This window comes from Flagellimonas abyssi, assembly GCF_019457905.1.
Lineage (GTDB): Bacteria > Bacteroidota > Bacteroidia > Flavobacteriales > Flavobacteriaceae > Flagellimonas > Flagellimonas abyssi.
This window is the reverse complement of sequence record NZ_JAHZSV010000020.1, coordinates 1-24,560: the sequence shown is the minus strand read 5'-3', so window position 1 is coordinate 24,560 and position 24,560 is coordinate 1. Positions and strand designations below refer to the sequence as shown.

26 protein-coding genes and 1 other RNA gene are annotated in these 24,560 nt (G+C 41.2%); 9 read left to right on the top strand and 18 right to left on the bottom strand.

Translation table 11 applies throughout. The features are described 5' to 3' along the window. The first annotated feature begins 39 nt into the window (after nucleotides 1-39). The 3 genes from K1F36_RS13600 to K1F36_RS13590 all read left to right on the top strand — a co-directional run bounded on the left by K1F36_RS13600 (nucleotide 40) and on the right by K1F36_RS13590 (nucleotide 1,679). Nucleotides 40-321, top strand: a complete 282-nt coding sequence (locus K1F36_RS13600) for a 4a-hydroxytetrahydrobiopterin dehydratase (protein WP_220114312.1) — start codon at nucleotides 40-42, stop codon at nucleotides 319-321. 71 nt (nucleotides 322-392) lie between these two features. Further along, a complete protein-coding gene (locus tag K1F36_RS13595) occupies nucleotides 393-1,103 on the top strand; it encodes a YebC/PmpR family DNA-binding transcriptional regulator (protein WP_108245042.1) in 711 nt (236 codons plus the stop codon). A gap of 99 nt (nucleotides 1,104-1,202) precedes the next feature. Further along, a complete protein-coding gene (locus K1F36_RS13590; protein WP_220114311.1) occupies nucleotides 1,203-1,679 on the top strand; it encodes a hypothetical protein in 477 nt (158 codons plus the stop codon). A 117-nt stretch (nucleotides 1,680-1,796) separates the two neighbouring features. On the opposite strand, the gene K1F36_RS13585 is transcribed toward K1F36_RS13590, so the two are convergent. From K1F36_RS13585 to K1F36_RS13550, 8 genes are all read right to left on the bottom strand, one after another. Next, nucleotides 1,797-2,801: an amidohydrolase family protein gene (locus tag K1F36_RS13585; protein ID WP_220114310.1), complete on the bottom strand. Its 1,005-nt coding sequence runs from the start codon at nucleotides 2,799-2,801 to the stop codon at nucleotides 1,797-1,799. A gap of 307 nt (nucleotides 2,802-3,108) precedes the next feature. Then, complete coding sequence (locus K1F36_RS13580; RefSeq protein WP_220114309.1) at nucleotides 3,109-5,061, bottom strand: autotransporter outer membrane beta-barrel domain-containing protein; 1,953 nt, start codon at nucleotides 5,059-5,061, stop codon at nucleotides 3,109-3,111. A 74-nt stretch (nucleotides 5,062-5,135) separates the two neighbouring features. Next, nucleotides 5,136-5,681 carry a 1-acyl-sn-glycerol-3-phosphate acyltransferase gene (locus K1F36_RS13575; protein WP_220114308.1) on the bottom strand — a complete coding sequence of 182 codons (546 nt, stop codon included), beginning with the start codon at nucleotides 5,679-5,681 and terminating at the stop codon, nucleotides 5,136-5,138. A 31-nt stretch (nucleotides 5,682-5,712) separates the two neighbouring features. Beyond that, nucleotides 5,713-6,768 (bottom strand): iron-containing alcohol dehydrogenase family protein, encoded by a 1,056-nt coding sequence (locus K1F36_RS13570; RefSeq protein ID WP_417944274.1) that lies wholly within the window; start codon nucleotides 6,766-6,768, stop codon nucleotides 5,713-5,715. Nucleotides 6,769-6,842: 74 nt separating this feature from the next. After that, on the bottom strand, nucleotides 6,843-7,547 hold the full coding sequence (locus K1F36_RS13565) for an HAD family hydrolase (RefSeq protein WP_220114306.1): 705 nt from the start codon (nucleotides 7,545-7,547) through the stop codon (nucleotides 6,843-6,845). Next, nucleotides 7,538-8,251 carry a 3-deoxy-manno-octulosonate cytidylyltransferase gene (kdsB, locus tag K1F36_RS13560; protein WP_220114354.1) on the bottom strand — a complete coding sequence of 238 codons (714 nt, stop codon included), beginning with the start codon at nucleotides 8,249-8,251 and terminating at the stop codon, nucleotides 7,538-7,540. The genes K1F36_RS13565 and kdsB overlap by 10 nt, the downstream gene beginning before the upstream one ends. 40 nt (nucleotides 8,252-8,291) lie before the next feature. After that, nucleotides 8,292-8,858 carry a DUF4126 domain-containing protein gene (locus K1F36_RS13555; RefSeq protein WP_207036810.1) on the bottom strand — a complete coding sequence of 189 codons (567 nt, stop codon included), beginning with the start codon at nucleotides 8,856-8,858 and terminating at the stop codon, nucleotides 8,292-8,294. Between the two features lie 31 nt (nucleotides 8,859-8,889). Continuing rightward, nucleotides 8,890-10,323: an ATP-dependent DNA helicase gene (locus K1F36_RS13550; RefSeq protein ID WP_220114305.1), complete on the bottom strand. Its 1,434-nt coding sequence runs from the start codon at nucleotides 10,321-10,323 to the stop codon at nucleotides 8,890-8,892. A 107-nt stretch (nucleotides 10,324-10,430) separates the two neighbouring features. Here K1F36_RS13550 and K1F36_RS13545 point away from each other — a divergent pair, with 107 nt between their 5' ends. From K1F36_RS13545 to K1F36_RS13535, 3 genes are read left to right on the top strand one after another with little or no spacing between them, the layout of a single operon-like run. Further along, nucleotides 10,431-11,168, top strand: coding sequence for a hypothetical protein (locus tag K1F36_RS13545; protein ID WP_220114304.1), 738 nt, complete (start codon nucleotides 10,431-10,433; stop codon nucleotides 11,166-11,168). 56 nt (nucleotides 11,169-11,224) lie between these two features. Continuing rightward, the gene (locus K1F36_RS13540) at nucleotides 11,225-11,983 is read left to right on the top strand and encodes a DUF3822 family protein (RefSeq protein ID WP_417944271.1); all 759 of its coding nucleotides are present in this window, start codon (nucleotides 11,225-11,227) and stop codon (nucleotides 11,981-11,983) included. Next, entirely contained in the window at nucleotides 11,984-12,523 is a 540-nt protein-coding gene (locus K1F36_RS13535; protein WP_220114303.1) for an RsmD family RNA methyltransferase, read from the top strand. It abuts the gene before it with no gap. Here K1F36_RS13535 and rnpB read toward each other — a convergent pair. Beyond that, nucleotides 12,520-12,842, bottom strand: an RNA gene (rnpB, locus tag K1F36_RS13530) — RNase P RNA component class A. The genes K1F36_RS13535 and rnpB overlap by 4 nt on opposite strands. A gap of 66 nt (nucleotides 12,843-12,908) precedes the next feature. On the opposite strand from rnpB, the gene K1F36_RS13525 reads away from it, so the two are divergent. Together K1F36_RS13525 and K1F36_RS13520 are read left to right on the top strand one after the other, a co-directional pair. Further along, entirely contained in the window at nucleotides 12,909-14,738 is a 1,830-nt protein-coding gene (locus tag K1F36_RS13525) for a DNA polymerase III subunit gamma/tau (RefSeq protein ID WP_258539070.1), read from the top strand. A gap of 53 nt (nucleotides 14,739-14,791) precedes the next feature. Further along, nucleotides 14,792-15,373 (top strand): MiaE family protein, encoded by a 582-nt coding sequence (locus K1F36_RS13520; protein ID WP_220114302.1) that lies wholly within the window; start codon nucleotides 14,792-14,794, stop codon nucleotides 15,371-15,373. Between the two features lie 17 nt (nucleotides 15,374-15,390). Here the strand turns inward: K1F36_RS13520 and ppk1 are convergent, their stop codons facing one another. From ppk1 to rpsA, 9 genes are all read right to left on the bottom strand, one after another. Next, the gene (ppk1, locus tag K1F36_RS13515) at nucleotides 15,391-17,466 is read right to left on the bottom strand and encodes a polyphosphate kinase 1 (RefSeq protein ID WP_220114301.1); all 2,076 of its coding nucleotides are present in this window, start codon (nucleotides 17,464-17,466) and stop codon (nucleotides 15,391-15,393) included. Continuing rightward, complete coding sequence (locus K1F36_RS13510) at nucleotides 17,467-17,955, bottom strand: SixA phosphatase family protein (RefSeq protein WP_220114300.1); 489 nt, start codon at nucleotides 17,953-17,955, stop codon at nucleotides 17,467-17,469. 11 nt (nucleotides 17,956-17,966) lie between these two features. Beyond that, entirely contained in the window at nucleotides 17,967-18,614 is a 648-nt protein-coding gene (pdxH, locus tag K1F36_RS13505) for a pyridoxamine 5'-phosphate oxidase (RefSeq protein ID WP_220114299.1), read from the bottom strand. A 66-nt stretch (nucleotides 18,615-18,680) separates the two neighbouring features. After that, complete coding sequence (locus tag K1F36_RS13500; RefSeq protein WP_220114298.1) at nucleotides 18,681-19,592, bottom strand: ribonuclease Z; 912 nt, start codon at nucleotides 19,590-19,592, stop codon at nucleotides 18,681-18,683. Between the two features lie 37 nt (nucleotides 19,593-19,629). Then, nucleotides 19,630-19,995: a four helix bundle protein gene (locus K1F36_RS13495; protein WP_220114297.1), complete on the bottom strand. Its 366-nt coding sequence runs from the start codon at nucleotides 19,993-19,995 to the stop codon at nucleotides 19,630-19,632. A 33-nt stretch (nucleotides 19,996-20,028) separates the two neighbouring features. Then, nucleotides 20,029-20,361 (bottom strand): ribonuclease Z, encoded by a 333-nt coding sequence (locus tag K1F36_RS13490; RefSeq protein ID WP_220114296.1) that lies wholly within the window; start codon nucleotides 20,359-20,361, stop codon nucleotides 20,029-20,031. A gap of 1 nt (nucleotide 20,362) precedes the next feature. After that, nucleotides 20,363-21,289, bottom strand: coding sequence for an aspartate carbamoyltransferase catalytic subunit (locus K1F36_RS13485; RefSeq protein ID WP_127136996.1), 927 nt, complete (start codon nucleotides 21,287-21,289; stop codon nucleotides 20,363-20,365). A 6-nt stretch (nucleotides 21,290-21,295) separates the two neighbouring features. Next, on the bottom strand, nucleotides 21,296-21,832 hold the full coding sequence (pyrR, locus tag K1F36_RS13480) for a bifunctional pyr operon transcriptional regulator/uracil phosphoribosyltransferase PyrR (RefSeq protein ID WP_220114295.1): 537 nt from the start codon (nucleotides 21,830-21,832) through the stop codon (nucleotides 21,296-21,298). Nucleotides 21,833-21,946: 114 nt separating this feature from the next. Next, nucleotides 21,947-23,782 carry a 30S ribosomal protein S1 gene (gene rpsA, locus K1F36_RS13475; protein ID WP_207036736.1) on the bottom strand — a complete coding sequence of 612 codons (1,836 nt, stop codon included), beginning with the start codon at nucleotides 23,780-23,782 and terminating at the stop codon, nucleotides 21,947-21,949. Between the two features lie 262 nt (nucleotides 23,783-24,044). On the opposite strand from rpsA, the gene K1F36_RS13470 reads away from it, so the two are divergent. Further along, nucleotides 24,045-24,425, top strand: a complete 381-nt coding sequence (locus K1F36_RS13470) for a LysM peptidoglycan-binding domain-containing protein (protein ID WP_207036734.1) — start codon at nucleotides 24,045-24,047, stop codon at nucleotides 24,423-24,425. The last annotated feature ends 135 nt before the right edge of the window (nucleotides 24,426-24,560 follow it).

The following is a 24,560-nucleotide window of genomic DNA, read 5'->3' as shown; positions in this document are numbered from 1 at the left end:
TTCAGTGTTAAATTGGTTATCTTCTGAAAAAACATATTTATGAAGAAGATGAACACCAATGAAATTGAAAAAGCCCTTGAAACATTATCTGGCTGGTCCCTAAAAGAGGAAATGATCGTTAAGTCCTTCACTTTTGAGGATTTCAAGGAGACGTTTTCCAAAATGACCCATATCGCGTTTGAATGTGAAAAACAAAATCACCATCCGGAGTGGGAAAATGTGTACAACAGCCTCACTATAAAACTGAGCACTCACGATGCCGATGGGGTTACACAAAAAGACATTGACCTCGCTACATCCATTGAAAAAATTATTGGCTAGCTTGAAAGATAATCATCTTGACAAAGGTGCATTTTTTGCTAAATTTGCCAGCATCCAGAATTTAAGAATATATGGGAAGAGCGTTCGAATTTAGAAAAGCACGGAAAATGAAGCGTTGGGCCGCCATGTCCAAAGCATTTACCCGAATTGGGAAAGATATTGTAATGGCTGTTAAGGAAGGTGGCCCGGATCCAGATGCCAATTCCAAGCTACGTGCCGTAATTCAGAATGCTAAGGCGGTCAACATGCCCAAGGACAATATTGAGCGCGCTATTAAGAGAGCTTCTGACAAAAACCAAGGGGATTACAAAGAGGTGTTGTTTGAAGGTTACGCCCCCCACGGAATCGCCATTTTGATAGAGACCGCAACCGATAACAATACGCGTACGGTGGCGAACATCCGTAGTTATTTTAATAAATGTAATGGAAGTTTGGGTACATCGGGCTCGGTTGAGTTTATGTTCGATCACACCTGTAGTTTCACGATCAATGGCGAAGGATTGGACCCAGAGGAACTGGAATTGGAACTGATTGATTTTGGTGCCGAAGAGGTTTTTGTTGATGAAGATGGCATTCATATTTATGCGCCTTTTGAAAACTTTGGGGCCATTCAAAAAGAGTTGGAGTCCAGAGAGATTGAAATAATCTCTTCTGGGTTTGACAGAATTCCACAAGTGACCAAAGAATTAAATGAGGAAGAGGTTGCAGATGTAGAGAAATTGCTGGAAAAAATAGAGGAAGACGACGATGTTCAGAACGTATTTCACAGCATGAAAGAGTAAGGTTGTACCTACATCTCAAAAAGTAATCACTTCATCTACTTTAGTTGCATTTTGGACTAAAAGTTAAGTACTTTTATTCTAAATTTAATTTGTTCCCCAATGAAGAACTCCATAAAGGCTCTTGGTTTATCCGCATTATTCCTTATTATATTTTCCTGTAGTAGTTCTGATGGAGAAAACTCGCCGGAAGTCATCCCAACTGGCGAACCCATAGAGTTTACTGGAGAATGGTCGGCAGAAAAAGCCGTATTTGATATTGAATTTGAAGACTTTACGGAAACAGCTGACTTTATAGCTGAAGGGGGTTCCATAAATCTGACTGTTGAAGAAAATGGAAGGTTTTCCATTCAATTTGTACTGGGGCAAAACTCAGAGAACATCACAGGTCAAATGAGTCTAAATGACGACTTGCTCACCATTGTTTTTGATTACTCCCCTTCCGATAGATCTTATTTTGAAGTCCATCATACGGATAATATTCTTGAAATTGATGGAGGTCCATTGGAGTATGACTTTGATATGGATGGAAATCCTGAACCTGCCTTGGTAAGTTTTAGATTCATTTCCAATCAATAGAACAGTACAATTTCCCCGAACTTTATTAGAGATCAATATCTAAGGAAAATTTAAAGAACATAACATAAAAAAGGGCTTGCCGAACGGCAAGCCCTTTTTTATTCATTTCAATAGGTCCTATTCAAATTGAGATGCATCCAAATTGAAGAAACGTACGGCATTATTGAAGAATATATCCCGTTTTTGCTCTTCTGACAGATAATTGGCACTCTCAATAACCTGAATTGAAGTTTCGAAAAGTTCTGGCCACATCATAAAATCGGTCCCGTATAAAATCCGTTTTCCAAAACCGGCCTGCACCAATCGTTTTAGGTAATCGTGGATCTCTTCTAAGGGATATGACCAGATAAATCCGGCCAAATCTACATACACATAGGCATTGGCCCCCATTAAGGCAATCATTTGGTCGGCCATTGGGTATCCGGCATGCATTACCCAAATCTTTAACTTCGGATGTCTGGCCAACATATCTTCCAACAAAAAGGGTTGTCCCAATGAGGCTCTATAAGCCGGTCTGGTAATATTAATGGTACCATTGCCCCCTGTTCCCATGTGGATTCCAACTGGGATTCCCCACTCTTCGGCTACACCAAAGTACTCATCCAAGGACATATCGCTTGGGGACATTCCTTGATATTGAGGAGCCACCTCCCCCATCACTTTGTAAAATCCAGTGGACAGTGAATCGCGAAATGCCTCCACCGTCATTTGGTCAGCATTACTGATAGCCAACGATGGAATGATTTTATCAGGAGCGGCCTTATGCCATCTATGAATCACTTTAGCATCTCCACTTACCACCATTGTGATGTTCAACTCCTTATTGGCCCTAAGAATGGCAGCGTCCATTTCGGCGTCGCTTCTGGCGGGTTGCAATGGATTAATGCAATCAGTATCCATAAAAACAGGCGGTTCTTGATTTGGGTCACCCCCTGGCATATCCTTTAAAAACCATGGACACATGGGAGAGCCATTCGGATTTCCGCCCATGGCGTGCACATGTACATCGATTATGGGCAAGCGTTTTTTAGTTTCCTGGGCGGTTGAAACAAAAACAAAACAGAAAGATAAAATACATGGAAAAATAACTCTTCGCAATAATAGGTTGGTTGAAGGTTTCATATTTAGTTTGTTAGTTAATAAGGCTTCAATTTAAAGCTTTTACCTAAAATATGATTACTCAAAAACCGCTAAAAAAGCCAAGGGGCCTACAAAAATGTAGACCCCTCAGTCACCAAAATAACCCAACCTAAAACTTTATCTTAATTTATCAAACTACTTTTTTGTACGTAATTTCCTATACTTACGAAGAAACAGTTGAACCGGTTTGCTTTTTTTTAAATTTTTTTTTGAAATAAAAAAGGGTCCACAAAATGTGGACCCCCGTGACATCTAATTCACTTTCCCTAGCTTAGTATTTCAATAGTTTTTAGTTGTTATACAAATACATAGAGGAAGACCCTGCCAAATCCATACTCCATGATGGATATACATTACCTTCCGACTCCAAGCTGTTCTCAAAACCAAGGACTTTTCCATTTCCTATTTCGGATATGTAAACGGTCTGTGTTTTGGCATCGTAGGCTACATCGATTGGGTTGCCCAACTCTGTGTAAGATCCTGCAATTCTCTTTTGACTGGAGAGGGCAATAGTTCCTCCATTCTCCGTATTACTTATTAGCCCACTAAAGTTTGCCATGGTATGGATGCCTCCATCGTCTGTTGTATTTGCAGCATCTCCTATATCCGTCATCACCAAAACGTCGTCTGAAACACTATACGTAATGCCATGGGTTCTCACGATACCTTCAATGGTCACTCTTTTTGAGGCTGACAACATAGAATCTTCAGTATTTGCAAAAAAGTCAGCGAATATCGCCAAGTCACTGGAATTATCAACTACAGCCAATAGGTTGTCCCCCATAAAGGTGATTCCCCAGACATCAAAATCAATATCAAAAGTGTTCATCAAAGTAAATGAGGAACCATTTTGGGTATACACATAAAAGGTATGGTTCATGTTATCGGAAACCACTACTTTATTTCCGTAGACAGCTATTTCCCGTGGACTCATTAAATCAGCTGAGCTGGAAAAATCAATATCCAACGTTACTCCATCACTGTTAAATCCAAAGCCTCCGTAATATTCCAAAGCAAGGTTAGATCTTGAGGCTTGAATCAAATAATCGTTTAAGCCAGAATAATATATTCCTTCGGAAGTAGCCGAACCTGTGATTATTGTTTTTGAGGTGCCATTCATCAAATCGTATACAACCACATTTCCGTTGGCCGTACTTGTTGTGTAAAGTTGGGTCATACCCATTTCACTGGAATCGCCCATATCTCCATCGGTCTCATCACTGGAAAAATAAATGGAGGAGGCCGCGGTCAAATCCACATTGAACGTTGGCGCAATATTACCGCCGCTACCTATGGATGAAAAACCAAGTACTTTGCTGGTCCCGATATCCGAAACATATACAATATCAGTTTCCGAGTCATAAGCTACATCAATGGGGTTGCCCATTAAGGTGGAGGACCCAGCTACCCTGATTTGATTATCAGTAGTCAATACGTCACCATCGGAAAGGGCATCAAACTTTAGGGAAAAATCGCTGATGATGTGAAAACCTCCATCATCATCGGTATTTGTCGCATCTCCAATGTCGGTCATGACCATTACATCATCGGAACCACTATAGGTAAGTCCGTGGGTTCTCACTATTCCCTCGATAGTAACTCGTTTGTCCGGATACATTGTACCGTCCATAGCTTTGTCCAAAAAGTTGTAATAAACGGCCAAATCACTGGAAATATCAACCACGGCGTACAAGTCGCCTCCTTTAAAGGTTATTCCCCAAACTGGAAACGGGACATCAACTGTAGTTTGTAAGGAAAACATTGTTCCTGTTTTTTGATATACAAAAAACTTATTGGAACCGTTATCCGCAACCACAAAATAATCACCGTAAACGGCCAATTCACGTGGGCTTTCCAAATCCGCATCACCGTTGAAGGAAATATCCAAGCTTAGGTCTACGTCCAAAAGGTCGGTTACATCAAAAGATTCAAGCCAATTGCTCGACCTTGATGCCTGTATTACCAAATCTTCGGATGCATCATAATAAATACCTTCTGCTGCCGTGGACGAAGTTCCAATAGTAAGTTGAGTGTCATTGGTGATATCAAATTTGGTGATGTCGCCATTGTCATTGTTCGTTACGTACAGCTCTGCACGTCTACCTTCTACCATTTCATCATCATCGTTGCCACCCATATCATCGGGCATCATAGAGTTGTCGTCTTCACTACAGGATACCATGACCATAAACATGGACAGCAATCCCACTTTAAAAATTGAGGTTGTTAATGTGTGTTTCATATGACAATTTTTGATTAGTATTTTGCCATACTTACGGAAACATGTGTGGGAGGGTTTGGTTTTTATTGAAAAAACTAAGCTTTAAAACTAAATTCGGGTATTCTTCCTTTTACCCCGCTGTAAAATCTATTGATTTTCTCAAAGTCGTCTTCTATACTACCTATAGCATAAAAAGGCTCTGCTATCTTGATTTCCTTTTTATCAAAATCAAAAGCGACCATCACAATGGGCACGTTGGCCTTTTGGGCAATATGATAAAAACCTGTACGGAGCTGTTCCACTTTTTTTCGTGTCCCTTCCGGGGCCAATGCTAAACGGAATATTTTTCTGGAGTTGAAAATCTGGACTATGTTATCCACTGTATTGGACGTTTTGGAACGATCTACGGGAGTGCCACCGGTCCATCTAAAAAACCAACCAAATGGAGGTTTGAAAAGACTCTTTTTTCCGATATAATTGATTTCCTCGTTGATGACTTTTCTAATTAAAAGTCCTAAAAAAAAGTCGAGCCAGTGCGTGTGGGGAACCACAATCAATACACATTTATCCAAGTTGGGAAAGTTGCCGTTGAGCTTCCAGCCCAATATTTTATAAAAAATAAATTTCGACAGCGATTGCATTTTATGTGGTTGGTCCCATAGTGGACCAATCTTATATTTTTTGATATATGGCCTGAAGACGTTCAGGCGTCATGATACTTTTCCAATCCTTACCCAAGGCATTCTCCCAAAGTGGCTCCAATCCCAAGGAAATGTTCACCATAACATCAAAATCATTTTGGGTAAGCTCTGCGCAAATGCCTTTTGGCAACACTATTCCGTGTTTGTCCATCATTTTGTTGAAAAGTGAAACCCCTTCGGGATAAAACTCTTCCAAATGTTGGAATACCAAGCAGTTTCCTATACCATGCCTGACCCCCAAAAGATAGGACAGCCCATAGCTCATAGCGTGGGCGACACCAACTTGCGAGTAAGCAATGCTCATACCTCCATGCCAAGAAGCCATCATTAATTTATCACGGGATTCCTCTGCCGGGATATCCTCAAGAAATACTTCCTTGCACAGTTCCATGGATTTTTCACCATAACTCTGACTGAATGCGTTCAAATAGGTTCCCGTTAGCGATTCCACACAATGAATAAAGCAATCCATTCCCGTGTAGAACCATTGCTCCTTAGGAACGGTTTTGCTGAAATCGGGGTCCAAAATCACTTGATCAAAAGGCGTAAAATCTGAATTGATGCCCAATTTCTTTTCAGGGCCGAGAAGAACAGTGGTCCGGGATACTTCGGCCCCAGTACCGCTGATAGTGGGTATGCCCACATGATAAAGGGCCGGTTTGTTCACCAAATCCCATCCTTGATAATCCTTGGCCTGTCCTTTGTTGTTCAATAATATGGAAACGGCCTTGGCCAAATCGAGCAAGGTGCCCCCTCCTATTCCAATAATGCCAGAGGGTAGCTCCGTGTATTTTTCCCTGATTTGGGCCACCAAAGCATCAACTTGTGCTGTTTTGGGCTCCTCATCTGCAGAAATGAATATGATTTCATCATGGAACATTAGCGGAACTTTTGCCATGAACTCTTCATTTTCAAAGAAATCGTCCACCAAAAATATAAAGGGTGCCTCCGAACTTTTGCGTTGGGGCAATAAAATATCTCCCAATTGCGAAAAACATCCCGATCCAAACACTACTCTGGGTACCATGGGAAAGTTTTTATAAGAGGTTTTATGACTTGAGGCTGTTACTTCTTGCTTCTTCAAATTATTGTCTGTCTTCATTAGTTGTCCAAATACTTCAAAATATCTTTTAGGCCGTTCAATTTAAGATGATTGTTCTCCATTTCGTCTTCCGACACCATTTCATGGGCCCATGTGGTATGAAACGGCACATGTACCGCTTGCGCACCAATATTCAAGATAGGCAATACATCCGACTTTAAGGAGTTTCCTATCATTAAAAATTCGTTGACATCTATTTTTAAATGCTCCAACAAATTCTTGTAATTGCTTTCCTTTTTATCGCTCAATACCTCCACATGATGGAAATATTGGGACAATCCCGATTTTTCCAATTTTCTTTCCTGATCTAAAAGGTCACCTTTGGTGAGCACGATCAATCGGTATCTGCCCATCAACTTGGAGAGAACCTCCTCCACACCATCTAGCAACTCTACCGGGTGAGAAATCATGCTTTTGCCAAGTTCCAATATTTTGGCAATGGTTTCTTGGGAAACCTTGTTGTTGGATAGGTCCAGGGCAGATTCTATCATGGAGAGCATAAATCCTTTTATGCCATATCCATATATATCCAAATTGGCCATTTCCATCTTAAAAAGCTCTTGGTCTATCTTGTTCTTGGTCTCGTAACCTTCCAATAGCTCTGCAAACTTTTCCTCTGTATCACGGAAATAGGTCTCGTTTACCCAAAGGGTATCATCTGCATCAAAGCCGATAGTTTTTATGTTGGAAAAATCTACTTCCATACTTTTCTTGCTCGTTCTAGGTCCTCAGGCGTATCGATTTCGATACCTGTGACATGGGTTTCGACCATTTTTATTTTTTTGCCATATTCCAAAAATCGGATGGCCTCAATTTTCTCCTTTGCCTCCAATGGCAGCATGGGCAATTTTTGAAAATCCATCAACGCGCTTTTTCTGAACACATAGACTCCCTTGTGCTTGTAATATTTCGCGTCCACCTTTTCGTCCCTCGGATAAGGAATCGGTGACCTAGAAAAATACAGGGCAAAATCCTGATTGTCCACGATCACTTTTACCGTATTGGGATTGGCTATTTCTTCCCAATCGGTAATCGGGGTCATCAAGGAACCCAGGTCAATCTCTTTCTCGGTATCATTTTTAAAGACCTTGATTATTTTTTCCAAGCTTTCAGCATCAATGAAGGGCTCATCTCCCTGGACATTTATCACAATATCCACATCCATATCTTCGACCGCTTCGGCAATTCTATCGCTTCCGCTTTCATGGGTATTTTTGCTCATGATCACCTTGCCCCCTATGTCCTGAATTACATCGGCAATTACCGGGCTGTCGGTTACTACATATACCTCGTTAAAAAGTCCAGTTTTTACAGCCGCTTCGTAGGTTCTTACGATTACGGGCCTCCCGCCAAGGTCCTGCATTAGTTTGGCAGGGAAACGTGAGGCTTGGTAGCGAGCGGGAATCATGGAGATTATATTCACTTTATTCTTTTTGGTTGAATGATTTCTATTTTGACTTAGGTCTTATTTTTCTGTATATCCTGAAGATGACCACTAATATGATAATGACCAAAATTGCCGCTATCGGAGGTACTAGTATAGATGCTGTACTTACAGTGACGGCCGCACCGGTCTCCAGTGTGGACACCAAAGGATTGGCGAGCCCTCCAGTAGCGCCCGTAGAGGCCAATCTACCGGTTGCATTGGCTCCTTTTATAGCAGTTGCGGTACCCCCTCCTGCTATAATGGCCAAGGTCCAAGTTATCACAGGGTCCAAATTGGCTGCCGTGGAAACAACCACCGCCGTACCTGCTATTCCCGCCAAGGGAATCGCAATACTGTCCAAAACATTGTCCACCCATGGGATAAAGTAGGCAAAAATCTCAACAACGGTGGCCACTCCCAACGTTATGAGTGCGGTAAGGCTGCCTATCCATTGCCAACTATCGTTCAATTCCCAAACGCCCATATATGCCGCAAAACTGAGGGCAAAAAGAGGAAGAAAAACCCGAAAGCCTACAGAAGCCGCCAATCCGATGCCGAGGAACAAACTTATTATGGTATCTGGTTCAATATTCATTGTTGCAGTCTAAAATAGCCTTTTCCTAGTCAAGAAAAAAATCATCCTTGAAACCTATAAGATAGAGTTGTCGTTCCGCTCTGGTCACAGCGGTATATAGCCACCTTAAATAATCCTTGTCCACGCCGTTGGGCAAATAGGGTTGTTCCACAAAAACGGTATCCCACTGCCCTCCCTGCGATTTATGGCAGGTTATGGCATAGGAGAATTTAACCTGAAGGGCATTAAAAAACCTATTGTTCTTGACGCCCAAGAATTTTTTGTACTTGGATTTTTCATGGGCATAATCCTTCATCACCTCTTGATACAATTTGTTTCCATCATCGTAAGAAAGTGAAGGGGTCTCCGCGGTAATGGTATCCAACAAAAGAACTGTCTCAAAAGGTTTCTGGTTGGGATAATCCACCATTTTCACCTTTACCTCTGCAAACTTGAATCCGTATAACTCTTTAATCGCAAAAAGCTCCAAGACTTCTATAATATCCCCGTTCGCTATAAAACCAGCTTCGGAGTTGGGTTTTAGCCAGAAATAATTGTTTTTCACGACCATCATATAGTCGCCAACGGAAATCTCATTGTCCAGAAACAAAATTCGTTCTCTTATATTTTGATTGTAGAGATTGGCTCTTTTATTTGAACGAACGATAATAGCCGTCTGTTCCTTTCCATTATCGCTGTATGATGAATCTATGGCCTCTTGTATTTCGTTGCCATCGATCAAACGGACAATATCTTTATAATGATGGAGCTCAAATTTAAAATCTTCAAAAAACTCCGATTGTAATTGTTGCCTAAGGTTGGTGGCATTGTAAAGAATCCCTGAATCGTCGGATTGCCTCATTACCTCGTCCAGCTCCAAACACTCCACTTCCTTATCATAATTTAAGGACAAACGGTTTTCGTCCAGGGCAGGGCTCAGTTCCAGTTTTACGGGAGGTAACTGTGCTGTGTCCCCGATCAATATCAACTTACAGTTATGGCCAGAGTGGACATAAAACATTAAATCGTCCAACAAAGAACCGTTCTCGAACAATTTGGAATCGGCAGGTGTATCGGGAATCATGGATGCTTCGTCAACTATAAAAACAGTGTTTCGATGTTTATTGGGGGCTAAAACAAATTGAATTCCCCCTCCTGATTCCTTTTTGGGAAAATAGATTTTTTTGTGAATGGTAAATGCCTTGTTCCCCGAATAAACTGACATTACTTTGGCCGCTCTACCGGTCGGTGCCATTAAAACAGAGCTCATTTTTACTTTCCAGAGGCTGCTCACCAAAGTGGCCACCAAGGTGGTTTTTCCAGTTCCGGCAAACCCCTTTAACAGGAACACATCATCCTTTTTTCCTTCTAAAACAAAGTTAGCCAGTCTATTAAGTGCTTCCGCCTGTTTTGAGGTAGGTGTATGGGGAAATTTTTCGGTTAAAATCTTTAAAAATCCAGGTGCGTTAAAATCCTTCATGAGCGCTAAATATAGTGGTCTTTTTTAAAGCAAAAAGTTTCGCAATAAAAAAAATATTGTAGATTTGTCTGTAACCACTAAATTAACTTTGAAAGACAGTAGCAGATATGTTAAATTTAATTCTTATTGTTGTTTTAATATGCCTTGTGACCGTAGGGCTAGTTTTCTTGATCGATAGATTTTTACCTCAAAAAGTAAAGCCGGTTTTAGTAATTCTATTCGGAGTTCTGAGCATTTACCTAGGATACAAAATCTATGATTCAATCAATGCCCCCATAGAGTTCAACAAGGTAAGAAATGAAAGGTTTACCCAAGTCATTAAAAAACTTAAGGACATCAGGGATTCCCAAGAAGCTTATAAAACCGTGAATGGTAAGTATGCTGGTAATTTTGAAAGCTTGATTCAATTTATTGATACTGGAAGCTACACCATTACAACGCAGCGTGATTCCTCTTTCATGAGATATGACAGAGCTTATCAAATCGATATGCAGCAAGACACTATCATCATCGACACTTTGGGTACTGTAAAGGTCAAAGATTCGCTTTTTGGAGCAGATGATCGTTACAAAACCATGATGAATGTGCCTTTCGCCCAAAACAACGAGAAGTTTGAAATGAAGGCCGATATCATCGACAAAAGCGGATATAAAGCACCTGTTTTCGAAGCTAAAGTTAAGAAAGAGGTTGTACTATATGATCAGCCACAAGACCTTCTTGAAAAAGAAAAGTCTTATCAAAGTGTTGAAGAAGTAAACGGTACTGAAATAAAAGTTGGTTCATTAACCGATGTTAGCACCAACGGTAACTGGCCACCTATCTACGATAGAAAAAAGAAAAACTAGCTATAGCACAGAACGTACAAAATAGCACTTATAGAAAACTGTCCATTCAAGCTGGCTTGAATGGACTTTCTTTTTGTGTAGTGGATACCATTACCAACAAAATTGTTGCTTTTGAGAGGGTAAGTTTTAAAACCCAGCTCACCCCATATCTGATGCTCAAAGAGCTAAAGGAAAAGTTGGGCAATCAAAATCAAATCGGGAAAGACTTTTCCGAGGTATTGGTCATCCACAAGAACAATATGTTCGGTTTGGTGCCAAAGCCACTTTTCAACAAGGAAGAGTTGCCAAACTATCTTAAGTTCAACGCCAAGATCATGGCCAGCGATCTTATAGCATACGATGAAATCCCCAATCAGGATATTGTAAATGTTTATATTCCCTATACCAATATCAACAACTACATTTTTGAGCTATTTGGGGAGTTTGAGTTTAAGCACAGCGGAACAGTTCTCATAAACGCACTGCTAAACCACAACAGAACTTCATCAGAGCCCACATGCTACATACAGGTATCCGAAAGAGAGATGGAGATGTTGGTGGTATCGGAGAAAAAACTGCTCTTTTATAATCAATTTGAGTTCAAGAACAAGGAAGATTTTCTCTACTATTTGTTGTTCAGTTTGGAGCAATTGGACATGGACCTGGAAAAAATACAACTCAAATTATTCGGTGTTATTGAAGAGGACGACCCTATTTACGAGCTCTGTTACCAATACGTAAAAAACATATCCGTTTTTGTTCCCAGCAATCCCTCCTTTACTTTGGAACAGTTGGAAAACGAAAGCATTGACTTTTCCATATTAAGCGCACTGTAAATGCGGATCATTTCAGGAAAATATAAGGGCAAAAGATTGACGGCACCTAAAAAGCTGCCCGTACGCCCGACCACGGATATGGCCAAAGAGGCCCTGTTCAACATCTTGAACAACCGTTTCTATTTTGACGAATTAAAGGTATTGGACCTATTTTCCGGTACCGGAAATATAAGCTACGAATTTGCATCCCGTGGAGCTAAAAACATTACCGCCGTTGATGGTTTTCCTGGATGTGTCCGATACATTTCGAAGACCGCTCAGGAACTCGAGTTTTCCATCGATACTATAACATCGGACGTGTTTAAGTTTTTAGAGGGCACACCGGAAAAATTCGACCTTATTTTTGCCGACCCTCCCTATGATTTTAGCACCGACCAGTTTTTAAAAATTGCCGATTTGGTTTTTGAAAAGCAACTCCTTTTGGATGATGGTGTTTTGATCATTGAACATTCTGACCAGACCAATCTTTCCGAGCATCATCAATTTTCGGAAAAACGCAAATACGGCGGAAGTATATTCAGTTTTTTTGAAATAGAATAAAAAGCAGGCCATAAGCCGGATTCTGTGCACCCCAAATTAAATTGGGAACTCCTTATCATTTATCTAGACAAATGGTTGCCCAAGTGTTCCAACCGCCTACCCTCCAACTCGGGCGTGCAGCCCTCGAACATTGGTTTACATGACGTTTCACCGCATAGAGTTTACCTGATTTCACTACAGCCGAACTGTACTTGCTTTCTGTTGCACTGGTCCTCGCCTCACGGCGGACGGGCGTTACCCGCTATGCCGCACTATGGTGTCCGGACTTTCCTCTTCAAGTTTGGTCGCCCATACTTGCAGCGATAAGGTGGCCTGCTGAGCGCAAAGGTAATCCAATTGTTAATAAAAAAAGTGGTAACTCCCATATTGGGTTCAACTTTGGCCAATGCTATTTTTATATTTGTATGAAATCTATTTTTTCAGCGTATTGGAACCCTTTATTGTATCAGCAAGAAAATATAGACCCCAAACATTCAAGGATGTTGTGGGACAATCCTCCATTACCAATACGTTGCTGAATGCCATTGAGAACAATCACTTGGCACAGGCCTTATTGTTCTGCGGACCAAGAGGTGTCGGAAAAACTACCTGCGCACGTATCTTGGCAAAAAAAATCAATCAAGACGGAACAGAACGGGAGGACGAGGATTTTGCTTTCAATATTTTTGAGCTGGATGCCGCTTCCAATAACTCCGTGGATGATATCCGTAGTTTGATTGACCAAGTACGCATTCCTCCACAAACAGGAAAGTACAAGGTTTACATCATCGACGAGGTCCATATGCTCTCGCAATCGGCATTCAATGCCTTTTTGAAGACGCTGGAGGAGCCGCCAAAACACGCCATTTTTATTTTGGCTACAACGGAAAAGCACAAAATTATCCCGACCATACTCTCCAGATGTCAAATTTTTGATTTCAAAAGAATAACGGTAAAGGATGCCTCGGAATATCTGAAGTACATAGCCGAACAGCAAGGCATACAAGCCGAGGAAAGTGCATTGCACATTATTGCCCAAAAGGCGGATGGCGCCATGCGGGATGCTTTGTCCATTTTTGATCGTGTAGTGAGCTTCTCGGGAAAAGAATTGACCAGAAAGGCCGTAACGGAAAACCTCAACGTTCTAGATTACGACATTTATTTTTCTGCAACCGATTTGATTCTTGAGAACAATATTCCTGAACTATTGCTCTTGTTCAACAAAACACTCTCACTTGGTTTTGACGGCCACCACTTTATCACGGGGCTGGCTTCCCACTTTAGGGATTTAATGGTTTGCCAGCATCCTGATACCTTAAACTTGCTTGAGGTCGGAGAGGATGTGGCAAAACACTACCAAGAGCAAGCCAAAAAGACTTCGAAACAGTTCTTGTTAAAAGCCATTGATATGGCCAACGATTGTGACCTGCAATACAAGAGCAGTAAAAATCAACGGCTCCTTGTAGAGCTCACCCTCATGAAATTAGCGTCCATCACCTATGATGGAGAAAAAAAAAACTCTAGTTTCATAATCCCAGCATCCTTTTTCAAAGAAAAAAATATCAATACGAACGGAACCAAAGCCCCAGAACACAAGGGTGTAGAAACCGTGCAAACTACATCTCAGATTGAGGAAAAAAAGGGAACAATACCCTCGGCAACGAAACCAACGCCCGCTGATGAGGTTTCAACTCCTAAAGAAGAAATTGAAAAAGAGCTGATCAGTGAACCTAAGGAACCTTATCAACCTAAAAAAATACAAATCAAGGGGTCCGAAAAAAGGGTTTCAGGGCTATCGTTGTCCAGTATCAAGGTGAAAAGGGCACATGAGAATACCAAATCCCCGAATATCGACGAAAAAGACCTTCCCAAAGATGCTTTTGAAGAATCGGAAATGCAGCAGCATTGGGATGATTTTGTACATGAACTGGAAAGACAGGGAAGGAAAATATTGGCCAGTAACCTTCAAACAGATGTTCCAAAGCTTAAAAACGACCATGTAATTTGGATTGAGTTGCCGAACGGCACCATGAAAAAAGAGATTGAACGGGAACAAAGTCTAATGCTGGACTACCTCAAACAAAAACTGAACAACTATTCCATTTCCCTTTACATAACCGTAAATGAGGAGATCGCCAAAAAGTTCGCTTTTACTCCAGAGGAAAAGTATGAGAAATTGAAAGAAAAGAACCCGAATATCGAGCTCCTGCGCAAGGAGTTTGACCTGGATTTTTAAGATCCCGTTCTTTCCAGTTATCTTTGCACCCATAATATCAAAAAAATATATTCATGCTAGGCCTAAAGCTTCCAACGGACCCAAGATGGGTAAACATTGTAGAAAAGAATATTGAGGAAATTTTGACCGATCATGCCTATTGCGAACAGAAGGCCGCCAGCACTGCCATTTCATTGATAATCGGTTTTCCTGAAAAATCAGAGCTGGTCAAAGAAATGACTGCCCTGGCCCGTGAAGAAATGGGTCACTTTAACATGGTCCATGATAAAATTTTGAAACGCGGATGGGTCTTGGGCCGCGAACGCAAGGATGAATATGTAATCCAACTGATGAAATTTTTCCCTAAAGGTGGAAGTAGGGATACACATTTGGTTCACAAACTTTTATACGCCGCTTTGATTGAGGCCAGAAGCTGCGAACGCTTTAGATTACTCTCCGAAGAAATAGCCGATGAAGAACTGTCCGAATTTTACCGGAACCTAATGGTAAGCGAAGCCAATCATTATACCATGTTCCTAAAATTTGCACGGAAATACGGCAATACGGAAGAGGTAAACCAAAAATGGGAAGACCTCTTGGAATATGAGGCCCAACTCATGAGGGACCTTGGCAAAAAGGAAACCATGCACGGTTAAGCCGAGTCATAGTTCATCTAATTTTCCAATTTCTTCTTATAATAATCATACATTTCAAATTGCGACCTTAGTTCGGGTTGCCCTTTCAACTTTTTCCTGTAGGCGTTGTCCTGCTTTTCGGAAAATATCCTTGCCTTGGAATTATCCTTCCACGATATCTCAAACGTATCGAGCAGTTCTTGTCTAATATCCGGGTCGTAAATGGGACAGCCAACCTCTACCCTAAAATCGAGATTACGTGTCATCCAATCCGCTGAAGAAATATAGATTTTTGGGTCTCCATCATTACCAAAAATGAACAGTCTGGGGTGTTCCAAAAACTTATCCACTATACTAATGGCCTCAATATTTTCGCTCATGCCCTCAACTCCGGGAATCAGACAGCAAATACCCCGAACGATCATTTTAATCTTTACTCCCGCTCTACTGGCCTCGTACAACTTATCCACCATTTTATAGGAAGTAAGGCTGTTCATCTTTATTTTGATGTAAGCCTCTTTGCCTGCTTTGGCCAATGCGATCTCTTTATCGATCAACTTGGTAAAAGTCGATTTGGTATAATGTGGGGAAACAATCAGGTGCTTATACTTATTGATTTTATAGTTGGTCTCAAAAAATCCGAACACTTTGCTCATATCCTTAAGAATACCCTGATGAGCCGTAAATAAGGTATAATCGGTATAGATTTTCGCCGTTGACTCATTGAAGTTACCGGTACTGATGAACCCATAACGCTTGATACCTTCTTCCTCTTCCCGTTCCACCAAGCAGATTTTACTGTGGACCTTGAGACCGGGCACACCAAAAATTAGGTTTACGCCTTCATCTTGCAAGTAATTGGCATACTCAATGTTGTTCTGTTCATCAAAGCGAGCTTGCAACTCAATCTGTACGGTAACCTGCTTACCGTTCTTTACGGCATTTACCAAAGCGGACGCAATCTGGCTGTCGCTTGCCAATCGATAAATTGTAATCTGTATTCTACGAACTTTTGGGTCCAAAGCGGCCTCTCGCAGAAACTTGGTCACATAACTGAAGGTATGATAAGGCGCATAGATCACATAATCTTTGTGGGCGATCATATCCAACAAACTACCCTTCATGCTGAGTCCTTTCACAGGAAGTGGCTCAATTTTATCGTACATAAGGTCATGTCTCCCCAAGCTCGGGAAGCCCATGTAATCCCTTCTATTATGATAACGACCACCAGGAATCACACTATCCGTGCCCATAATGTCCATTTTTTCCTTTAGGAACTGTAACGTATCCTTATCGATGCTTTTATCGTATACAAAGCGTACAGGATCACTTATTTTTCTGTGCTCCACACTGGAAGATATTTTCTCGATGAAACTCTTGCTCAAATCGTTATCGATATCCAGTTCTGCATCCCTTGTTATCTTGATCATGTGGGCGGAAATGGATTCGAAATCGAACATGGTAAATACACTGTCCAGACAAAAGCGAATCAAATCATCCAACATGATCACGTAGTCCTTATCCCCTTCTTTGGGCAATACAACGAAACGGTCGATACCTTTGGGAATCTCGATCAATGCATATCGGTTGTGCTTTTTTCGGGCGGTTCCGTTTTTCATCACCACTTTAACGGCCAAATAGGCTGCTGTGTCCTTTAGAAGAGGAAACTCGGTAAGGTCGTTCAGTATGATGGTCATCAACTCCTGGTTCACCTTTTTAAAGAAATAGTCCCGAATAAACTCGGCCTGACTTTCATTTACCTCGGTCTCCCTGATGATGAAAATATTCTTTTCCCGCAGCTCCTTATCTATCTGTTTAAAAATTTCAAGGCTACGTGTCTGCTGGTTGATTACAATTTTGGTGATTTCCTCCAAAAGATCCTTGGCCCTTTCACCTCCCAAAACACTTTTACCCGTTTTTCCAGCATCTACAATCCGCTTTACCGTTGCGTACCTTACTTTAAAAAACTCATCCAGGTTATTACTGAAAATCCCTAAAAAGCGAAGTCGGTCTATCAGTGGGACTCGAGGGTCCTTGCTCTCTTGCAACACCCTTGCATTAAAATGTAACCAACTGATTTCCCGATTTATATATTCGTTCTTTGTTTTAATCATTTATTTCTTCAAGTGTTTTGGAAAGACCATTTGTTTAGTAGTTCCTTCTAATATTTTAGACCATTCATCCACACCAAATGTAATATGGACAAGTCCGGCAGTGGGAACGTTCTCAATATACTGATCTCCCCAAGTATTTGCAAGCGAGGTGAAGGCATAATTATGCCCGAATATTGCAACGGTGGCCAAACTATTGTCGAGCTTTTTCACAAATTGCTCTACACTATTGCCCGAAAAATCGTAAAGTGCATTGGTGACTTTATATTTTGAAAGATCAAATTCAAGGTTCCTCATAAAAATCATACTGGTGTGCAAGGCCCTATTGGCGGGACTGGAATATATAAAATCGATTGCAGGTGCATGTAGTCCAAAGGTCTTGGCAACCATGTGGGCGTCGTTAATGCCTCTTTCCTTTAATGGGCGGTCCTTGTCGGAGACATCGTAATCCCAGGAGGACTTTCCGTGCCTCATCAATATAATTTGTTTCATTGTTGTGGGTTTTATGGTGCCAATCGTTCTATTTTCCAATCGAAATCTTCTTGTAGGGAATATCTAATTCTATCATGCAACCTATTGGGGCGACCCTGCCAAAACTCAATGGAAATAGGTCTTATGAGATACCCTCCCCAATATTCAGGTCTGGGCACTTCTTTTCCATCATATTTTTGCTCAAGATTCTTCAACTTGTCCTCCAAATATTCACGGGACGGCACCACTTGGCTCTGGTCCGAAACCACTGCTCCCAATTGGCTCCCATGCGGACGTGATTCAAAATAACCGTCCGAAAGATTTTCCGGGATTTTCTCTGCTTTACCTTTTATAATGACCTGACGTTCCATGTTGGGCCAAAAAAAAGATAGGCATACTGATGGGTTTGCCTCGATGGCCTTACCTTTTTCGCTGTGGTAATTGGTGTAGAAAATAAAGCCTTCAAAAGTAAATTTTTTCATCAGGACCACCCTGTTTTTTGGGAAGCCGTCCAAACCTATGGTGGAAACCGTCATAGCATTTGGCTCATCAACTCCATCTGAAGCCTCTGTCTCATAGAACCATTTTTGAAATTGTTCCATGGGGTTTTCCTTTACTGATACTTCGGTCAGTTCGCTTTTCTCGTAAGATTTCCTGTAATCGCCAAGGTCTTTTTGCATAATGTGAAGTTCGGCAAAAATAGGGTCACCTCAAAGCAACGGATTTGTAAAAGTTTTGTAATTTTTTCAGACATCAAAATCGAACACCTTGCCATCGTCGGCCAATTCTACAACTGGAAAAACTTCTTGCGCCTCTTTTTTGAACAGTTCTATGGATTTGTAGCGCGTTGAATAGTGCCCGAGTATCAAAAGCTTTGCATTGGCCTTTTCTGCAATCAGTGCTGCCTGTTTGGATGTAGAGTGCTTTGTTTTCTCGCACAGATGTACCTCAGAATCTAAAAAAGTGGATTCGTGGTAAAGTACGGTCACATCTTTAATGATGGGCAAAACGGTTTCGTTGTACATGGTATCGCTACAAAAAGCATAGCTTTTCGGTGCAGGAGGGGCCAAAGTGAGCTTTTTATTGGGTACTACTGTTCCGTAGCTATCGACACCATCAACCCCTTTTTTAATATTGTTGAACTGGCTCTTATCCACACCGAATTTTCTCGCTGCTTCGATATCCAAGGTTCGGGGAGCCTCCTTTTCCTCAAACAAAAAACCATTGGTATAGACCCTATGGATCAACGGAACCGTTCTTACCGTAACCTTATCATCTTCAAAAATGAGTTCAGACCCTTTTGATTCCAACTCATGGAAGATCAAGGGGTAGTTGGTCCATGAATCGCCCAATTTCAAAAATAATGTGATGGCCTGTTTGATTCCCTTTGGACCATAAATATGGAGTTCTTTGTCCCTACCCAACAATCTAAAAGTTGATATGAGCCCTGGAAGCCCAAAAAAATGGTCTCCATGGAGATGGGAAATAAAAATGTGGTTAATTCTGGAAAACTTGACCCTATACTTTCTAAGTTGCACTTGGGTCCCTTCACCGCAATCAATCAAAAAAAGATGGTTCTTTATTTCAAGTACCTGGGAAGTGGGATTGGTAAATGTTCGTGGTGTAGCGGCATAGCAACCTAGTACTGTTAGTTTCACTAATGATAAATTTAAAATGGAAAGTTGAAAATTCCCATTATGTTTTCGAATAATTCAACTTTGAAGACTTTACTATAGAAGCCAATAATCGAATTATTTGTTGTATTTCGTCATCAACCTTGGTAAAATCCAAGCTTCCGATTGAATTTGATTCTCTCAAAAGGTCCAACCAATACCTAGTTTCATTGGCCTCCTTTAAGGAAATAGACATTTTATGTATAAAATCCTTTTTACTCTCCGCATGTTCGGCCTCTCTAACCAATGCCCCGATTGCAGTGCCCGACCTCAATAACTGTCTTGATAATACAAACTCCTTCTGCTCTTTTTCCAAGTACTTGGTAATCCGTATTATTTCCAAAGCAAAATCAAAACTCTTGGTATATATGATATTTTGACCTGCCAAACTAAACAATTTTTAATTTTGCACTTTTAACTTTCAAATTCCTAGATCGCGTTCAATTTCCTCCATTTCGATAAGGTCCTTGGCCTCTTGCAGGGTAGGCACCACACTGATTTCGTCGGGAACTTCATCATAACTTAACTTATCGGTCACCAAAACAAAGGATTGCCCACCAGCTTTATGAGTGTTGGAAAGGTCTAAAAACTCCAAGATATCGTTGACCTTCAGTTTGTCAAATGAAAAAAGGTTGATGACAATGTTGTCGTGCTTTATTTTGGGATAAGCCTTATTGAGGTTCTCCAAAAATCCAGATAATGTGGTTTTTTCCTGAAAAACAATGGTTGTTGTCCCGTCTTTGTCGAAAATCATGTTACTTAATTTTTGATGCCAATAGGTAAAGTACGGCCATTCGCACGGCCACTCCGTTTTCCACTTGGTGCAGAATTATGGACTGGTCGGAATCGGCCACATCACTTGTAATTTCAACACCTCGGTTGATAGGGCCCGGGTGCATGATCACAATTTGTTTGTCCAGACTGTTCAGCAGTTCCTTGTTGACCCCGAATTGTTGGGTATACTCACGAGTGGACGGAAAATAGCTGATATCCATCCGCTCGTTCTGTACGCGGAGCATATTGGCCACATCGCACCACTCCAACGCTTTTCTTAGGTTCGTTTCAACTCCAACGCCCAAGGATTCAATATGCTTGGGAATAAGGGTTTTTGGACCGCAGACTTTTACGTTGGCTCCTTGCAATTTAAGTGCAAAAATATTGGAAAGTGCCACTCGGGAATGCAGTATATCCCCAACAATAACCACATTTTTTCCACCTACATCGCCCAGCTTTTCCCGGATGGAAAAGGAGTCCAATAATGCCTGTGTCGGGTGTTCGTGAGCACCATCGCCTGCATTTACAATAGATGCCTTCACGTGTTGGGACAAGAAGATTCCAGCTCCAGGATTGGGATGTCGCATCACCACCATATCCACCTTCATGGACAGGATATTGTTCACGGTATCGATAAGGGTCTCTCCCTTCTTCACGGAAGATTGCCCTGCCGAAAAGTTCACCACATCGGCAGAAAGCCGTTTTTCCGCGAGTTCAAAAGAGAGTTTTGTACGGGTACTGTTCTCAAAAAAGATATTGGCTATGGTAATATCTCGAAGGGTGGGCACTTTTTTAATGGAACGGTTGATCACTTCTTTAAAATGGTCTGCCGTTTCAAAAATGAGCGATATATCCTTTTTGTTCAGATACTTAATTCCTAACAAGTGATTTACACTTAACTCGCTCATTTTCTATTATTTGCTTACTAAATATACTTTATCTTCACCGTCGTTTTCTTCCCACATCACCTTGACTTTTTCCTCGTTTATGGCATCTACCTGTCTACCACGGTAAGTAGGCTGTATGGGCAAGTGTCGACTAAATCGCCTATCAATCAAGGTCAAGAGTTCTATATTGCTCGGTCTTCCAAAGGATTGGATGGCCGTAAGGGCCGACCTAATGCTTCTTCCCGTATAGAGGACATCATCAATAAACACCACTTTTTTATCTTCCACCAAAAAATTCATCTGTGTGGAGTTGGCCTTGAGGATTTCCCCTCGTCCAAAATCGTCTCTAAAAAAAGTGATGTCCAAGAAACCAAGGTCTATATGTTTGATCTTGTATTCCTTTTTGAGAATCTTTACCAATCGTTCAGCCAAAAAAACACCTCTGGGTTGAATACCGATCAATGCGGTATCGGTAAAATCCAAATGATTTTCCATTAGTTGACAGGCCAACCGGTGCAGTATGATGTTGATTTCCTTTGAAGTAAGCAGAACTTTTTGACTCATATGCTATGTGCGACCAACTCGGTTGAATACAAAAGTAAGGAATTCTTTAAATTTTCGGGACATAAAAAAGCCCCGTCTGTTTCCAGCGGGGCTTTATATTATTGAAAAGTCTAATTACTTTTTCTTGGAATCAGCTTCCATCTTGTCTTTCAATGCTTGCAACTGTGAGTTGGCATCTCCAAGGGTCGGAGCGGCTTCATCACTAGATGCAGCTCTTTTCTTGGCAGCAGCCTTCACATTTCTATCTTCTTGCTCTCTAAAGATTGCAGTGTGGCTGGCCACAACTCTCTTGAAATCTTTGTTGAACTCGATGATCTTGAATTCGGCCTCTTCTCCTTTTTGAAGTTTCTTGCCGTCTTCTTTTTCCATGTGACGTTGTGGAACAAACCCAACGATATCCTCGTTGAAGTTGATTGTAGCTCCTTTGTCAACAACCTCTGCGATTGCAGCAGTGTGCACTGTGCCTTCAGCGAACTCATCGGAATATTTGTCCCAAGGGTTCTCTGTGGTCTGCTTGTGACCAAGGCTCAATTTGCGTCCTTCTACGTCCAATTCCAATACTTCCACTTCCAACGTGTCACCTACAGTAACAAATTCGGATGGGTGCTTGATTTTCTTGGTCCAAGAAAGGTCGGAGATATAGATCAAACCGTCGATTCCTTCTTCCAACTCTACGAATACACCAAAGTTGGTAAAGTTTCTAACGATTCCTTTGTGACGTGATCCAACAGGATATTTAGAAGTGATATCGGTCCATGGGTCAGGAGTCAATTGCTTGATACCCAACGACATTTTACGATCCTCCCTATCCAAGGTCAATACAACTGCTTCAACCTCATCACCTACGTTTACGAAATCCTGAGCAGATCTAAGGTGAGTGCTCCAAGACATTTCAGAAACGTGGATCAATCCTTCAACACCTTCTGCAACTTCGATAAATGCACCATAATCAGCGATTACAACTACTTTACCTTTTACCTTGTCACCAACTTTGATTTCATCACCAAGGGCATCCCATGGGTGTTTCTCCAATTGTTTAAGACCCAACTGGATTCTTGACTTGTTATCATCAAAATCAAGGATAACAACGTTCAATTTCTGGTCTAGGTCCACAACCTCGTTCGGGTGGTTGATACGGCTCCAGGAAAGGTCGGTAATGTGTACCAATCCATCCACACCTCCAAGGTCGATAAATACCCCGTAAGATGTAATGTTCTTGACGACACCTTCCAATACTTGACCTTTTTCCAACTGGCCGATGATCTCTTTTTTCTGTTCTTCGATGTCCGCTTCGATCAAAGCTTTGTGAGATACCACTACGTTCTTGAACTCGTGGTTGATCTTCACTACTTTGAACTCCATGGTCTTGCCTACGTACTGATCGTAATCACGGATAGGCTTCACATCGATTTGAGAACCTGGTAAGAACGCCTCGATACCGAATACGTCAACGATCATACCACCTTTGGTACGACATTTAACGAAACCTGTAACGATTTCTTCTTTATCGTGGGCGTTGTTCACACGCTCCCACGCCTTAATGGTTCTTGCTTTTCTGTGAGACAATACCAATTGACCGGTCTTGTCTTCACGGATATCAATAAGTACCTCAACTTTATCACCAACTTTTAGGTCAGGATTGTATCGGAACTCATTCAAGGAAATTACACCTTCGGACTTGGCATTGATGTCAATGATGGCCTCACGGTCCGTCATGTGGACAACTTCTCCTTCCACTACTTCCTCATCGGCAGTGTCCACAAAGTTTTCCTCTACAAGTGTTTCGAATTCCTTAAGCTTAGTATCGTCTACGCGCTCAATTCCTTCTTCGTACTTGTCCCAATCAAAATTTTCAAGAAATTCCTTTGGATCTTGTTGGGGTTGTGTTTCTTCTTTTACTGGTGCTGCGGTAGTTTCTTCTACCTCAACGTTTTGTTTTTCTTCAGCCATGCTTTGCTGATTAAAATTTGTATTCCACGTTTTTACAAGAGTTGAACAATTACCGCGGAAGTGGTTTTAAATTGATCTTCTAAATTCCCTTTTTTCTCTTGCCTCCTTGCCAAAAGGGGTGCAAAAATACAATTAAATTATTGATATACAAAGCATACAAGCAAGGTTTCCGCAAAAAAAGTATTACAATTATTTAATGGCAAAATAAAGGCAGATTGATTATCTTGAGAGTTCTAATTATTAACTGTAAAAAAGTACCCTTATGAGTGTAAAAGCAAAGTATCAACCTGTATTGGACCTAGGTGAGAAATTGGAAGTGAAAAACGGCGATGTAAACGTTGAAGGCGACGTTTTAAAAATAAAGGGAATGACCAAAACCCAGTATGAAAAAAACTTGCTGTGGGACAAAATCAAAGAAATAGGCGGCGAAAACCCTTCGGACATTAAAGCAAATATAACGGTGGAGGATGACTCCGTATATGCATACCACACTGTAAAAAGTGGGGAATCTTTGAGCAAGATTTCCAAGCATTACTATGGGGACCCGATGAAATACAATAAGATATTCGAATCAAATACCGATCAATTAAAGAATCCTGATGTTATACATCCGGACCAAGTTTTGAAGATTCCGAATTTGTAAAGACGTTGTCAGTTCGAGCGCAGTCGAGAACTTATTTATTTACATCTCGACTCCGCTCGATGTGACATTTATAGAATTGATAAAAGCGCCCTTGGGGCACTAGTGGTCGGAAGAAATTCCGGCCACTTTAAGTTT

Bases quoted from the DNA above. Each gene is read 5' to 3' on its own strand.
- K1F36_RS13600 (WP_220114312.1), top strand. From the start codon at position 40: ATGAAGAAGATGAACACCAATGAAATTGAAAAAGCCCTTGAAACATTA.
- K1F36_RS13595 (WP_108245042.1), top strand. From the start codon at position 393: ATGGGAAGAGCGTTCGAATTTAGAAAAGCACGGAAAATGAAGCGTTGG.
- K1F36_RS13590 (WP_220114311.1), top strand. From the start codon at position 1,203: ATGAAGAACTCCATAAAGGCTCTTGGTTTATCCGCATTATTCCTTATT.
- K1F36_RS13585 (WP_220114310.1), bottom strand. From the start codon at position 2,801: ATGAAACCTTCAACCAACCTATTATTGCGAAGAGTTATTTTTCCATGT.
- K1F36_RS13580 (WP_220114309.1), bottom strand. From the start codon at position 5,061: ATGAAACACACATTAACAACCTCAATTTTTAAAGTGGGATTGCTGTCC.
- K1F36_RS13575 (WP_220114308.1), bottom strand. From the start codon at position 5,681: ATGCAATCGCTGTCGAAATTTATTTTTTATAAAATATTGGGCTGGAAG.
- K1F36_RS13570 (WP_417944274.1), bottom strand. From the start codon at position 6,768: ATGGTACCCAGAGTAGTGTTTGGATCGGGATGTTTTTCGCAATTGGGA.
- K1F36_RS13565 (WP_220114306.1), bottom strand. From the start codon at position 7,547: ATGGAAGTAGATTTTTCCAACATAAAAACTATCGGCTTTGATGCAGAT.
- kdsB (WP_220114354.1), bottom strand. From the start codon at position 8,251: ATGATTCCCGCTCGCTACCAAGCCTCACGTTTCCCTGCCAAACTAATG.
- K1F36_RS13550 (WP_220114305.1), bottom strand. From the start codon at position 10,323: ATGAAGGATTTTAACGCACCTGGATTTTTAAAGATTTTAACCGAAAAA.
- K1F36_RS13545 (WP_220114304.1), top strand. From the start codon at position 10,431: ATGTTAAATTTAATTCTTATTGTTGTTTTAATATGCCTTGTGACCGTA.
- K1F36_RS13535 (WP_220114303.1), top strand. From the start codon at position 11,984: ATGCGGATCATTTCAGGAAAATATAAGGGCAAAAGATTGACGGCACCT.
- K1F36_RS13525 (WP_258539070.1), top strand. From the start codon at position 12,909: ATGCTATTTTTATATTTGTATGAAATCTATTTTTTCAGCGTATTGGAA.
- K1F36_RS13520 (WP_220114302.1), top strand. From the start codon at position 14,792: ATGCTAGGCCTAAAGCTTCCAACGGACCCAAGATGGGTAAACATTGTA.
- ppk1 (WP_220114301.1), bottom strand. From the start codon at position 17,466: ATGATTAAAACAAAGAACGAATATATAAATCGGGAAATCAGTTGGTTA.
- K1F36_RS13510 (WP_220114300.1), bottom strand. From the start codon at position 17,955: ATGAAACAAATTATATTGATGAGGCACGGAAAGTCCTCCTGGGATTAC.
- pdxH (WP_220114299.1), bottom strand. From the start codon at position 18,614: ATGCAAAAAGACCTTGGCGATTACAGGAAATCTTACGAGAAAAGCGAA.
- K1F36_RS13490 (WP_220114296.1), bottom strand. From the start codon at position 20,361: ATGATTTTCGACAAAGACGGGACAACAACCATTGTTTTTCAGGAAAAA.
- K1F36_RS13485 (WP_127136996.1), bottom strand. From the start codon at position 21,289: ATGAGCGAGTTAAGTGTAAATCACTTGTTAGGAATTAAGTATCTGAAC.
- pyrR (WP_220114295.1), bottom strand. From the start codon at position 21,832: ATGAGTCAAAAAGTTCTGCTTACTTCAAAGGAAATCAACATCATACTG.
- rpsA (WP_207036736.1), bottom strand. From the start codon at position 23,782: ATGGCTGAAGAAAAACAAAACGTTGAGGTAGAAGAAACTACCGCAGCA.
- K1F36_RS13470 (WP_207036734.1), top strand. From the start codon at position 24,045: ATGAGTGTAAAAGCAAAGTATCAACCTGTATTGGACCTAGGTGAGAAA.